Source organism: Prosthecobacter sp. (assembly GCF_044378005.1).
In the GTDB taxonomy this organism is placed as follows: Bacteria; Verrucomicrobiota; Verrucomicrobiia; order Verrucomicrobiales; family Verrucomicrobiaceae; genus Prosthecobacter.
The window spans coordinates 15,633-29,392 of the sequence record NZ_JBILYB010000074.1; the positions used below are offsets into that span (position 1 = coordinate 15,633).

9 protein-coding genes are annotated in these 13,760 nt (G+C 58.8%); 7 read left to right on the top strand and 2 right to left on the bottom strand.

Features of this window, described 5'->3' with window-relative positions; translation table 11 throughout:
• Window positions 1–167 precede the first annotated feature (167 nt).
• A complete protein-coding gene (locus tag AC6FTP_RS14930; protein WP_497207715.1) occupies window positions 168–1,484 on the bottom strand; it encodes a UDP-glucose dehydrogenase family protein in 1,317 nt (438 codons plus the stop codon).
• A gap of 205 nt (window positions 1,485–1,689) precedes the next feature.
• Window positions 1,690–4,125: an LPS-assembly protein LptD gene (locus tag AC6FTP_RS14935; protein ID WP_497207716.1), complete on the bottom strand. Its 2,436-nt coding sequence runs from the start codon at window positions 4,123–4,125 to the stop codon at window positions 1,690–1,692.
• Between the two features lie 339 nt (window positions 4,126–4,464).
• Here AC6FTP_RS14935 and AC6FTP_RS14940 point away from each other — a divergent pair, with 339 nt between their 5' ends.
• The 7 genes from AC6FTP_RS14940 to AC6FTP_RS14970 all read left to right on the top strand — a co-directional run bounded on the left by AC6FTP_RS14940 (window position 4,465) and on the right by AC6FTP_RS14970 (window position 13,599).
• Window positions 4,465–5,367 (top strand): hypothetical protein, encoded by a 903-nt coding sequence (locus tag AC6FTP_RS14940; RefSeq protein ID WP_497207717.1) that lies wholly within the window; start codon window positions 4,465–4,467, stop codon window positions 5,365–5,367.
• Window positions 5,364–7,352, top strand: a complete 1,989-nt coding sequence (locus tag AC6FTP_RS14945; RefSeq protein ID WP_497207718.1) for a hybrid sensor histidine kinase/response regulator — start codon at window positions 5,364–5,366, stop codon at window positions 7,350–7,352. The genes AC6FTP_RS14940 and AC6FTP_RS14945 overlap by 4 nt, the downstream gene beginning before the upstream one ends.
• A gap of 133 nt (window positions 7,353–7,485) precedes the next feature.
• On the top strand, window positions 7,486–9,051 hold the full coding sequence (locus tag AC6FTP_RS14950) for a PQQ-binding-like beta-propeller repeat protein (RefSeq protein WP_497207719.1): 1,566 nt from the start codon (window positions 7,486–7,488) through the stop codon (window positions 9,049–9,051).
• A gap of 73 nt (window positions 9,052–9,124) precedes the next feature.
• The gene (gene deoC / locus AC6FTP_RS14955; protein ID WP_497207720.1) at window positions 9,125–10,063 is read left to right on the top strand and encodes a deoxyribose-phosphate aldolase; all 939 of its coding nucleotides are present in this window, start codon (window positions 9,125–9,127) and stop codon (window positions 10,061–10,063) included.
• Between the two features lie 286 nt (window positions 10,064–10,349).
• Window positions 10,350–11,846 (top strand): aldehyde dehydrogenase family protein, encoded by a 1,497-nt coding sequence (locus AC6FTP_RS14960; protein ID WP_497207721.1) that lies wholly within the window; start codon window positions 10,350–10,352, stop codon window positions 11,844–11,846.
• A 6-nt stretch (window positions 11,847–11,852) separates the two neighbouring features.
• Complete coding sequence (locus tag AC6FTP_RS14965; RefSeq protein ID WP_497207722.1) at window positions 11,853–12,719, top strand: aldehyde dehydrogenase family protein; 867 nt, start codon at window positions 11,853–11,855, stop codon at window positions 12,717–12,719.
• Window positions 12,720–13,197: 478 nt separating this feature from the next.
• On the top strand, window positions 13,198–13,599 hold the full coding sequence (locus AC6FTP_RS14970) for a VOC family protein (protein WP_497207723.1): 402 nt from the start codon (window positions 13,198–13,200) through the stop codon (window positions 13,597–13,599).
• The last annotated feature ends 161 nt before the right edge of the window (window positions 13,600–13,760 follow it).

Here is a 13,760-nt window from a genome sequence, read left to right on the forward strand (position 1 = left end):
GAGGTGAGCTGGTGGCTTTTTTGGACAGGAAACGAGATTTGTGAAGGCCTGCCGTGCGAGATAGGCCCACGTCAGGTGGCCGCATTCGCACGACGTCGTCTATGATGGGCACCGCGTGCCGTTGCACGCGTGTGCCAAACCGTCAAAACTTGGCTCGTTCACCGGGCTTATGCCCGTGTCTCCACGACACCGCGACCGATGCCTCGATACTGGAAGCCGAAGTCGGCGGCGGCGACGGGGTCGATAAGATTCCGGCCGTCAAAGATCATGGGGGCGAGCATGGTAGCGCGGAGTTCGGCGAGATCGACAGAGGCGAACTCGGGCCACTCGGTGGCGATGATGAGGGCTTCGGCTCCCTGCGCGGCTTCCAGTGGGCTGGTGGCGAAGGTGATCTTGGAGGCGACGGGGAGGGCTTTGGCTTTGTCCATGGCCTTCGGGTCATAGACGGAGACGATGGCACCTTCGGCGACGAGCTTTTCCACGAGGGTGATGGCAACGGAGGAGCGGACGTCGTCAGTGTTCGGCTTGAAGGCGAGGCCCCAGACGGCGAGTTTTTTGTCCTTCAGCACCCAGAGGGCTTCGCGGATGCCTTCGATGAAGCGATCAATCTGGTGCTGATTGATGCGCTGGACTTCCTTCAGGAGGGTGAAAGGGGTGCCGAGCTGGTCGGCGATGGCGATGAAGGCGGCGATGTCTTTCGGGAAGCAGGAGCCGCCATAGCCGAGGCCGGCATTGAGGAAGTCACGGCCGATGCGTTTGTCGGCTCCGATGCCTTCGGCGACTTTGAGCACGTCGGCACCGCTGGCTTCGCAGATTTCGGAGAGGGCGTTGGCGTAGCTGATTTTGAGGGCGAGGAAGCTGTTCGCGGCGTGTTTGATGAGCTCGGCGCTGTTGATATCGGTGACGAGGACGGGTGCGGCGAAGGGCTCGTACACTTTTTGCATGAGGGCGATGGAGCGGTCGGTGTTACCACCGATGACGATGCGGTCGGGCTTCATGAGGTCGGGGACGGCGCTGCCTTCGCGAAGGAATTCGGGATTGCTGACGACATCGAACTCGACGCCGGGCTTGGCATAGCGGCGGATGGTCTGGGCGACGCGCTCACCCGTTTTCACGGGGACGGTGCTTTTATCGACGATGACGCGGTAGCTGCTGAGGTATTGGGCGATCTCGCGGGCGACCTTTTCCATGAAGGTGAGATCGACGCTGCCATCGGGCTGGGGTGGGGTGGGGACGGCGATGAAGAGGACTTCACCGTGATCGACGCCCTCCTCGGTGCTAGTGGTGAAGCGGAGGCGCTTGGCGGCGACGTTTTTTTTCACCAGGGCTTCGAGGCCGGGCTCATAAATCGGGATCTGGCCGGCGAGGAGGGTCTCGACTTTGCGTGGGTCATTGTCCACGCAGACGACGTGGTGCCCGACTTCGGCGAAGCAGGCGCCTGTGGTGAGTCCGACGTAACCAGAACCGATGATGGTGAGCTTCATGAAAAAGGGGAAAAGGGGTTGGGGTGAGCTACCAAAAGCGGGAAGGGCGGCTCTGGAAACTTTATATTCGATGAAATGGGGCCAGCTCGGAGGCAGGCGGATGCGCTAAGATTTCTAGTTCTCAGTTCGCAGGGCCCAGTTTTAAATGCTGACTGAGCACTTGGTAATGAAAGGCTGCGGTAGGCTGCCAAACTCTGCACCTGCCTTACTGATTGCCACCGCGTCCCGAAGGGTTGGGGTCGATATCGAGCGGGATGGTAAGATTCGGGAAGTCTTTGAGAGTAAGGGTGAAGAGAAGGCCAAATTCGGACTGACCGTTGCGGTTGTCTCGCTGCATGGCTCCGAGGGAGGCGACCCAACTGGTGAGGTCACGGGTGATGCTGTAGCTCTGGAATTCCATGGTGCCGTCGTCGGCCTCAAACACATGATTCATGGCGAAGCCCCAGTTGTCTGTGATGCGGGCATAGATGCGGGAGAAGAAGAGATTGGAGTCCTGGAAGTAAGGGTTGTCGTTGATGAACTGATGTCCCAGAGTCACACTCATGGAGTCCGAGGGCATGAAGGTGACGCCCTGGTTGAATTCGGTGAAATTGCCCTGCTCGCTGACGATGGGGAGCTGCATGTCCATCCACAGATTGATCCAAGGGACGGGGCGGAAGAAGAGCTCGTTGTAGAGATTCGAGATGCTGCGGTCGAACTCGGGGTCATGGGCGAACAGGTCCACATAGGTGTTCATGCCTGCGAAGGTGTAGGTCTGAGTGGGGTCGTCGTTGGCAGCGGTGAAACGGCCCATGCCTTCGCTGGTGTAGTCACGCCGGGTCTGGAGGTAGTTTTTCAAGCCGACGCGGGTGATGTTCCAGGAACTCAGGCCATCGACAGCAGAGTAAAGAGGGACATCAATGGGGCGCGGGCGGGTGGTGGGGGTGAGACGATCGACTCCGGGGAAGCCGTCGGTCTGGCTGGCGTCGAGGTAGGAGATATTGACATAAGGCTGCATGACGTGGCGGAGCCCGTCGAGCCCGAGGGCTTCATTGGTGTAGTCCTCCCAGGTTTTGGTAAGCTTGAAGGAGATATCCAAACCTGCATGGAAGATGGGTTTCGTCTCGCTGGAGAATTTGTTGGCTGAGGGGAGGCCATCGACGGTTCGTTGCAGTCCGGCGTAGTGGGTGACTCCGACGCCGAGTCTGGGGACGACATTGAGCCAGCCGCCGAAGGTTTTTGGGTAAAGGAACTCGTGGTAGGTGTGAAGGCGTGTGTATTCGACCATGCCAGCGTCCATTAATTGGAGGATGTCGCTGAACTCTGTGCCTCCAACTGAGCTATCTAGGCCAAGGCCGAGAACGGAACGGATGGCATCACGATCACTGCCACTGAGCGGCTTGCCAGCCAAACCGTCGATGGAGGATTGGAGGGCGCGTTCTTCGAGGTCACTGGCGGACTCCCTGAGATAGCCGATGGCAGCGGTTCCCTGATGGTAGATGCCAGTGTTCCAAAGCTGACGGCGTGTCCAGTCGATGGCCAGTTCGGGCAGCTTTTCACCCACGGTGTAGAAATCGTTGGCCTGAAAGCGGGCCATCAGGGTGGCGATGTAAGCCGGGGCGACGTGGACGAGGGAAACCTGATTGTCAGGCTCCGGTGTTTCACGGAAGTCATTGAAGAAGAAGTCTTCGTAGAAGTGCTGGTCGCTGATCTTATTGATGTCGAAATCCAGATACCAGGTGCTCTTTTCCGGGCCGGGCAGGTAGATGCGGTGCTGGAAGTTGATGCGGTAACGGTTGTCCGGCACAGGGCCGCGGACAGCCGCGGTGCGGTTTTGATCTGGATCGGAGTCGTTGAGGTAGTAAATCTTCAAGCCGGAGAAGTTCTGCCAGTTCTTCCTGTAGCGCATGGAGAGCCAGTCCGCCCCGACTGCCACACCACGGGAGGAGCGGAGATCGAGGTGGTAGCGGCCCTGTGTGTGGTCGCCATGCATGACGGTGTACTGATTGAGCATGAAGGCACCCCAGCGGCTCTGGGAACCAATATTGAAGCGGTAGCTCATCTCCTGATCCAGAGACTGGGAGACGACAGGGAGGTAAAATACAGGAGTGTCACCTGCCAGAACCGTGACTCCACGCAAAGTAACCTTGTCACCCGGCTGAATGGTCAGGCTGCGGGCACGCAGGCGAAAATTCGGGTCTTCCGAATCATGGGAGGTGAGGAAAGTCTCTCCCCCTTCGACCTTCTGAATCAGTTTGGTCTCTGTCTCGATGCGGTCGGTTTCATAAAACAAATTTCCGATTTCCATGGGCAGGGCACTGCGGACGGCGTCGCCACTGATCTCACCTGAGTTGGCATTGTAGATGATGTTGTCGCCCTTATAGGTCACGCCGGCCTTCCAGATGACCACGTTTTCGCGGGCGATGACTTCGCCGGTTGTGGAGTTGTAGCTGGCCTGGCCGCAGCGGATTTCGACATCTGCGTAATTGATGCGCACATCCCCCTTCGCCAGGGCGAGACCTGTCGTGGGGTCATAAGTGGTCTCCAGACCCTCAATATTAAGGTCGCTGGTGAGAGAGTCCAAAATCGCCTGCCCCTGAGCGCTCGGGGAGAAGAGAGCACTGGCCATAGCCAGGGCTGCAAACACACGGAAGAAAGTCATGGTTCCAAGGAGTGAGGTGAGGCCGCACCAGAAAAGAAGAAATTTAGGGAGTTCAACTTCCTGAGCGGCTGCCTTCATAGGCTACTGGCCTCTGGGTGACAAGAAAAACGACGGGAAAATCTGCCGCTTGGTTTGCACCCACCGACAGGCACTGCGGCAGAGGCGATCTGAACGTGCATACCATTCGAATGAATTGGCGCGGGTTTTTGCTTTGGATTGGCTTGCTCACATGGATCTGACGCTGGCGAATATCGGCAAATCAATCACTTATTCTGCACGATCAGGGTGGGGTGATAGTTTGGATAAACTAAATTTTCCGCTGGACTATTTGTTGTATTTATGGAAAAATTAATAATTACCATAGCAAAAATGCCTCTCGCTTTTTCATTCTTCAGCTCGCCTACCCCCCCAGTCTATCCACCGGAAGCTCCGGTGGTCGGGGCAAGTTCGAGCATATTGAAAGACGTTAGTCATGAGCCGTTTACGGGTACGCTGGACGCCATTCCGACAAGTCCTTTTCCGGTGAACATGCACTCACTCAAGAGCGCTGAGTCGGAACATGCCTCTAAGCCTGCCGAGGCCGATCGCGAAGTTATCCCTACGGTCATCCTCCCATCCTTCGACGTTCAGCCAGACTCAGGCGTCGTCTTCCCGGAGCGGAGAGGGAATCCAAAAGGGCTTGCCGCTCTGGTGGTACGGCAGAGCGGGGTCGAAGCACCGCCACTCAACAAAAGGCAGTTTTCCCCACTGTCACCCTTTCCCCAAGCATCCAGCCCTCTTCCCCAGGAAATACTGGCAAAGGAAGCTCCAACTTCCTGCCCTCCTCAGTTGCCATTGGCTGCGCCCACTTCTTCGCTTGAGGAGTCGGATATGGAAGCCTTCAGGCAGGAGCTACATGGAGAGATCGAACAGGTCAAAAACGACCTCTTTGGTGCCGTGATGGGAGTCAGTGCCTTGAAAGATCGGTTGGATGGGCTGGAGGCACAGCTAAGCCGCGCTGAATCTGCTCCCGCTGCGCCAGTCTCAGCGCCGCCCTCTGGTCTCGACATCGAGCCCATCATTACCTCATGGCTGGATGATCATCTGCCTGCCGCAGTCGAGCGCATGCTCGCGGAAGCCCAGGTAAAGATGCTGGGCACTCCCGGTGCCGCCTTTTTTCGCAGCAGTCTTCCGCTGAGTGAAGCTGAGCGACAGAGCCTTTTCTCCCAACCTCCCGTCATCCTCAACTCCACACCCGTATGAATCAGCTCCGCTTACGTCTCATGTTTCCGATGTTGCTCTTCGGCTGGCTGCCCGCCATTGGCGCAGCCAAGCTCATGGGCAATTCGCTCGATTGGTTCTTCAGCTCCTGGGGCTTTGTGCTCCTCGCTGGCGTCTTCATCGGCGGCTATCTCCTCAGTGGCTGGGCTCTCAAACCTGTGTCCGCGGTCATGAACACCACCGCCAGTGTCATGCGCGGTATCCCGCCGACCAAGGAAATGTCCGACTGGCTCCCTCAGGATTTTTGGAAGCTGCGTTGTGACATCAACATGCTCTTTGCCAAGCACCGCCAGAGCCTCAATGCAGCCGAGACACATGCAAGTCAGACCTCCCAGCGGCTGACAAATGCCGAGCGTCTCCTCCGGGAGGCATTCACCGCCCTCCAGGGTATTTTTGCCGCCAGTGATGAAGGCGTCGCAGTGGTGGACTCCACCGGCAACATCATCGCCTCCAATGCCAAACTCGACGAATTCCTCGGACGCCCCCTGGAGGAAGTCGGTGGACGCAGCGTTCAGCAGTTGATGGAGGCAATCGCCAGCCGTTTCATCGAAAAAGACCGGATGCTGCAATGGATCTCCTCAACAGATGCCAATCCCCAGCTCCGCGACGAAGTCGAGGCCGAAACGGCGGACACCCAGCAGCGCATCTTCAGCGTCCGCACCGCTCCGATGCAAACCGAGGTCGGAGAGGTCATCGGACGTCTCTGGATGGTTCGTGATTGCAGCGAAGTCCGTGGATTGAAAAAGCAGCTTCGTGAATCCCAAAAACTTGGCACCATCGGCCAGCTCGCCGGCGGCATCGCCCACGACTTTAACAACATGCTCACCGCCATTCGCGGGAATCTCACCCTCGCCGAACTCTCCCCCGGTGCCAGCACTGCCGACGTGCGCGACAAACTGCAAAGCGCCGGCCACGCCACCCAGCGTGCGGCAGATCTCGTGAAGCAACTCCTCTGCTACTCCCGTCGCAGCCCTGACGCCCAGCTCCGCAAGGTCACGAATCTCAAAAAACTCCTCGCCGATGTTCAGGGCCTGCTCAAGCACAGCCTTGATCCCCGCGTCACCGTCCGCATCCGCGCTGGCATGGATGCCTCATTCGCCCTGGCCGATGCCACCCAGCTCGAGCAGGTCGTCCTCAATCTTTGCCTCAATGCCTGTGATGCCCTCCCTGCCGACAGCGGGATCATCGAGATCGGTATTGAAAACGTCATGCAGCGCACCCCGGCAGGTGGGGATTCCTCCGAGTTCGTCATGATCGCAGTTCGTGACAATGGCACCGGCATCTCCGAAGAAATGCGCCATCGCATCTTCGAGCCCTTCTTCACCACCAAAGATCCGGGTCGCGGCACCGGTCTTGGCCTCAGCATGGCCCAGGACATCGTTCGTGAGCACGGTGGCTGGATCGAATTCGACAGCGTCGAAGGTCAGGGCACCGAGTTCCGCGTCTTCCTTCCCCGCACCAACGATCCCGAAAACATCGAGGAAGCCACCCCATCCTACGATTCCTGTCTCGCCCAAGTCCCGGTCGGCCAGCGCGGCACCATCCTCGTTGTGGATGATGAAGCCCCCGTCCGTGCCATCGCCGTGAACATGCTCACTTTCCTCGGCTATCGCGTCCTCGAAGCCGGAGACGGCCAGCAGGCTCTCGACATCGTCCTCCGTGGCGGTGAAAAAATCGACGCCCTCCTGCTCGACATCTACATGCCGAAGCTCAGCGGACGCGACACCTTCAAGCAACTCCGTGCCGCAGGCAATGACACCCCCATCGTCATCTGCTCCGGCTTCGTCATTGATCCCGACGAGTTCACCATCCTCTCCGAAGGGCGATGCCCTCCCGTGGACATCATGCTGAAGCCTTACTCCCTCGACAACCTCAGCAAATCCATGGCCAAAGCCGTCAATACCGCCCAAGCTCCCGAAACATTCAGCCGCCAGATGGCACCCGTGACCGCTGGCCTGGCCGCCTGATCTCCCACGCTCCCCCAACAGCCCAAAGCCCCCCCGCAGGGCACGAAGAGCAGCGTTCTTCGTGCCCTGATCTTTTCTCAGAAGCAGCGCTATAAAACTGTCCCCATTCAGCCTGACAGCGTAAATCAGAGCCATGTCAGACTCACGCCGTCGCACACCTCCCTGGTTTCCCATCCTCGTCACCCTGCTCGCCATCGGCAGCCTCGTCTGGGTCGGCCAGCGCGATGAACTGGAGCGCAATCTCAAAGGCTGGATCACCACCGCCATCCCCCTGCTCGCAGGCATCCTTCTCACCCTTTGGTTCCTGATCACCTCACGCTTCTCAGGTAAAACAAGGCTCAAGGGACTCGCTGCGCTGATCGTCGCCATCGTGGCTTTCAAGCTGCTCCTCAGAGTGGATGGCGTCGTCGATGGTCGTGGTCTGCCCAGGCTCATCTGGCGCTGGTCGCCCTCATCTCAGTCAGCTCTCGCCGCACCTTTGCCTCAGTCGGAATCCCCCACGTCGCTTGCGGCTGATCCACGACTCGATCAGGCCGCCGATGTACCCCAGTTCTTCGGCCCCAATCGCGACGGCACCGTGCCCGACATTGGCCTGGCCAAAGATTGGCTCAAAACACCGCCTAAACAACTCTGGCGGCAGCCCGTTGGTGCCGGATGGTCCGCCTATGCCGTCGTCCAGGGCCGCGCTTACACCCAGGAGCAGCGCGGTGAAGAGGAACTCGTCACTTGCTACGAACTCCTCACCGGCAAGCTCCTCTGGGCTCATGCCGATAAAGCCCGCTTCACCCAGTGGCAGGGCGGCGAAGGCCCTCGCGCCACGCCCACCATTCACGAAGGTCGCGTCTATGCCTACGGCGCGACAGGCATCTTGAATTGCCTCGACGCCATCACTGGCAAGCCCGTCTGGCAGCGCCGCGTGTTGGAGGGAAACAACATCGCCAACATCGAGTGGGGCATCTGCGCCTCACCGCTCATCCTTGATGATCTGGTCATCGTCACCGGCGGCAACACGCGAGGCCCCGTCCTCTTTTCTTTTCAGGCCGAAAGCGGCCGCCCGGCTTGGAAAGCAGGTAATGATCAGGCCAGCTACGCCTCGCCCACCCTCGCCACGCTGGCAGGTAAGCGCGTCATTTTGAGCAACAACGCTCGCTCTCTTATGGCCCACGATCCAGCTTCCGGCACCATCGTTATGGAGCATTCCTGGGGAGTCGATAAATGGCCCAAAGCCTCCCAGCCCGTCGTCGTCTCCGCGAACCAAGTGTTTCTCTCCGCTGGCTACGGTATGGGCTGCCTCCTGCTCGAAGTCAAAGCTGGCTCCGATGGTAAACTCGACGCCACCGAACTCTGGACCAGCATGAAAATGAAGACCCAGTTCAACAGCCCCGCTTTGCTGAACGGTCACCTCTACGGGCTCGACGATGGCCGCCTCGCCTGCCTCGACATCACGAATGGCGAGCGCCTATGGAAAGAAGGCCGCTTTGCCTCAGGCCAGAGTTTGCTCGTCGGCAATCTTGTCATCATCCAGAGCGAAGACGGTCCCGTCCACCTTTGTGCCGCCAAGCCCGAAGGCTTCCAGGAACTCGGCAAACTCGATGCCCTCAGCAGCAAGACCTGGAACCATCCCACCCTCGCCGGTCGCTACCTTCTCGTCCGCAATGATCGCGAAGCCACGTGCTACGAGCTTCCCACGGTGGAGTAGATCTGCCGGGCATTCTTGATGGAAACAGAATCCAGTATTGTCAGCCGAGCCGTCCCTCATGTAAAAACGCCCCATGCCCGCCGCCAAAGCGCCCACCAGCCTCCGCCGACTCTTCGATGACATCGGCACTGTCGATCAAGTCGGCATCGAGGAACGCGTCGCCAAGTACACCACTCGCAGCCTCAAGAAAAAATCAAAAGTCTTCGGCCTGCGACTCGCCGTGACGATGGTGGATCTCACCACCCTCGAAGGCAAAGACACCCCGGGCAAAGTCGCCTCCCTTTGCCAAAAGGCGCTCACACCGCACGACATCGGCGACATTCCCTCCACCGCTGCCGTCTGCGTGTATCCCTCCATGGTGAAGCACGCGAAGAAGCACGTCGGCGGCACCAAAGTGAAGATCGCCTCCGTCGCCACAGCCTTCCCAAGCGGCCAGGTCCCTCTGAAAACAAGACTCGCCGAAGTCCGCGCCGCTGTTTCCGATGGAGCCGATGAGATCGACATGGTCATCAATCGCGGTGCCTTCCTCTCTGGCGAATTCGGCCTCATGCAGGATGAAATCGCCGCCGTCGTCGAGGCTTGCGGATCGTCCACGCTCAAAGTGATCCTCGAAGTCAGCGAACTCGAAACCTACGACAACATCCGCGCCGCCAGCTTCCTGGCCATGCGCGTCATCCGCCCGAACGACTTCATCAAAACCAGCACTGGCAAGACCTCGTCGAATGCCACGCTTGGCAATAACCAAGTCATGCTGGAGGCCATCCGCGATCACTTCCTCGCCACCGGCGTCCCCATCGCCATGAAGCCCGCCGGCGGCATCCGCACCGCCAAGCAGGCACTGCAATTCCTCATCGCCGTCAAAGAAACCCTCGGCGACGAATGGCTGAATAACCGCCGCTACCGCTTCGGTGCCTCCGCGTTGCTGAACGACCTCGTCCGCCAGCTCGAAAAAGAACGCACGGGTGCCTACCAAGCTCCGTGGAACTTCAGCGATGCGACGGAGGGGTATTAACCATGTATTCCATCCTGCTCGCCGTGGTTCCAGACTGGGTGTTTGCGATCCCCCTAGTGTCTCTTATTCCTTGGGCACTACTAGACGCCAATCCAGGCTTCAGTGTCGCTGGCGGATTCCAAGCTGCGTTCATTTTAGCTGTCGTTTTTTGGAGCCTACAGCGGCTTTGGAAGCGTCCGAGCGCCTTCACTGGATTGGCTTTCGGCCTATCTTATCCCTTAGCGACACTGACTTCGAATGCGGTGGCATTTATGACACTGCGCAATCTCCTCCACTGATCGAGACTATGCCCAAGCCCGTTTCTAAACCAAAACCCAAAGCCAACCCCGCCCGTGAACTCGTTTTCGGCGATCTGTGGGAGTTTGATCCCGCACCGGAGACGGCGGACCCGAAGCTGAAGAAGCGCTACGATCTCTTCATCAACGGTTCCTTCGTGGCACCAAAGAAAGGCAGCTACTTCGCCACCATCAATCCAGCGAATGAATCCAAGATCGCCGACATCGCGCTGGCAGATGCAGCGGATGTGGATTCGGCCTGTCAGGCGGCGCTGAAGGCATTCGCCGGCGTCTGGGGCAAGATGCCGGGGAAGGAGCGCGGGAAGTATCTGTATCGCATCGCGCGGCTGTTGCAGGATCACGCGCGGGAGTTCGCCATCGCAGAGACGATGGATGGCGGGAAGCCGATCAAAGAATCACGGGACTTCGACATCCCGATGGCGGCGGCGCATTTCTTTTATCATGCCGGTTGGGCGGACAAACTGGAGTTCCTCTCGCCTGGCAGACAGCTCGCGCCACATGGCGTCGTGGGGCAGGTCATTCCATGGAATTTCCCGCTGCTCATGCTCGCATGGAAGATCGCCCCGGCACTCGCGGCAGGGAATTGTGTCGTCCTGAAGCCTGCTGAGACCACCAGCATCACCGCGCTGAAGTTCGGCGAGATTTGCCAGGAAGCCGGACTTCCCAACGGCGTGGTGAACATCGTCAGCGGGGCAGGGGAGACAGGCGCGGCAGTCATCAATCATGCGCTAACCACAAAGGTTGCCTTCACCGGCAGCACGGAAGTCGGGAAGATCATCATGCGCTCGCTGGCGGGAACGGACAAGAAGATGACCATGGAACTCGGCGGCAAGGCCGCGAACATCGTCTTCGACGACGCGCCACTGGATCAGGCCGTGGAGGGTATCGTGAATGGCATCTTCTTCAATCAGGGCCACGTCTGTTGCGCAGGCTCGCGACTGCTCGTGCAGGAAAGCGTGGCGGATGAAGTGCTCGCCAAGCTCAAGCGCCGCATCGCCGTGCTGCGCGTGGGTGATCCGATGGACAAGAACACCGACCTCGGTGCCATCAACAGTCGCGAGCAGCTCACCAAGATCACCGAACTCGTGCAAAGCGGTGTGAAGGAGGGGGCGGAGATGCATCAGAGTGCGTGCCGACTGCCGACGAAGGGCTTCTTCTTCAAGCCCACACTCTTCTCCGGCGTCAGCATGAGCCACCGCATTGCCCGGGAAGAAATCTTCGGCCCCGTGCTCAGCATCCTCACCTTCCGCACGCCCGAGGAAGCCGTCGAAAAAGCCAACAACACCGCCTTTGGCCTCAGCGCCGGTGTGTGGACTGACAAAGGCAGCCGCATCCTGAAAATGAGTACGCTGCTTAAAGCCGGCGTCGTCTGGGCTAACACCTACAATAAGTTCGATCCCACCAGCCCCTTCGGCGGTTACAAAGAGTCCGGCTTCGGTCGCGAAGGCGGCAAGCAAGGGCTGCTGGACTATCTCAAAATCGTCTGATTCATCATGTCACGACTCCCCATTACCAAAACTCCCAAGTGCTACGTCGGCGGTGCTTTCATCCGCAGTGAGAGCGGACGCGTGGCCGAGTTGCATGACAGCAAGGGCGTCTTCTTTGCGAACATCCCCCAGTGCACTCGCAAAGACCTGCGCAATGCCGTGGAAGCTGCGGCGAAGGCAGGGCCGGGCTGGGCAAAGCGTTCTGCTTTCAATCGCGGGCAGATCCTTTATCGCATGGCGGAAATGATCGAGGCGCGTGATGCCGAACTGGCCGAAGCAATCATGCTTGGAGGAAGTTCCAAAGCCGATGCATCACGCGAGGTCACCGCGAGCATCGAACGCATCGTCCATTACGCGGGCTGGACGGACAAATACGAGCAGATCCTTGGCAGCGTGAATCCGGTGGCGTCATCGCACTTCAACTTCACGGTGACGGAGCCCATGGGCATCATCGGCGTCATCGCGCCGGATGATTCGCCTTTGCTGGCACTGATTTCACTGATCCTGCCCGCGATCACGAGTGGAAACAGTGTCGTGGCATTGGCGAGCACGACGCAGCCGTATCCAAGCATACTTCTCGGCGAGATGCTGGCCACCAGCGACCTGCCAGGTGGTGTGGTGAACCTGCTCGCCGGCCAGCGCAGCGAAATGCTACCTACCTTTGCCACACACGAGCATCTGCGAGCGCTCAGCGGTGCGGTGAATGCGGAAGAACGAAAGGCGCTGCGTCTCGGCGCTGCGGAAAGCGTGAAGCGCGTGCATTTGCTGAAGTCCGAGGAGTCTATCGATTGGTTTACTGACACGCGGCAGGGCGCGGAAGAGATCCGCGCGTTGATCGAGTTCAAGACGACATGGCATCCCGTCGGTGCGTGAAATCACAAGGGAAAGACAGCAGATGGCTAACACCTGCCTTTGCCGCAGAGCGGCAGAATATTGAATAGCCGTGGCCGAAGCCGAGGCCACGGTCTACCAGAAGGCACGATCCTATCCAGGGCTCAGCCGCGTCAGCGGCGGCACCTTACCGCGTTTGGTCCTGCCTCGTGGATGAGGTTCGCAGGACAGGCTGCGCGCACGGGTGCCGCCGCCGCGCAGATGGTGGCCGGACGCTGATCGTTCATGGGTGGGGAAGTCCGGTCATGGGACGGGAGCTCTGGGATGGGAAAAGCCGTCGCCATGTCACCCTGATCGTGGGAAATCGGCGATGAGGCTGTCATAATCCCAGTCCTCGAAAGAGCTGTCTTGTCAGCAGAAAACTTTTTTCACAAAATCGTGTCCTGCCTGTCCTCGACGGGATGGTTTGTTCGTCGTTACTCTGAACAGGCAGCTTCATCTGCCTGAAATAACCTTCTTCATGAGCACTCAAGTCTTCATCAATCTGCCCGTCGCTGATCTCCCGCGATCTCTCGCTTTCTTCAAAACGCTCGGCTTCTCGCATAACCCGCAGTTCACGGACGACACGGCGGCGTGCATCGTCATCAGCGAGCACATCCACGTCATGGTCCTCACACACGCGAAGTTCCTGCAGTTCACGTCGAAGGCCATCTGCGACACCTCGAAATCCATTGAGGTGATCAATTGCCTGAGCTGTGACAGTCGGGCTGAGGTGGAAGACCTCGTGCGCAAGGCGGCTGCCGCCGGGGGCACCATCTATGACGAACCGAAAGACTATGGCTTCATGTATCAGCACAGCTTTGCCGATCCTGATGGCCACTGCTGGGAACTCTTCCACATGAGCGCCATGCCCTCCGCTTAATTCTCAACCTCAACTGAACCCACACACCTATGATCAAACTAGGCGGTGTTTGAAAACCCTCAACAACCGTATCTGAGCCAGTCGATGATGGAGGCGAATTGAATGAGGGAGAGGAAGTGAAGGGCAAGCTTGTCGCGCCTTGTGCTTGAGCAGGCCCAACG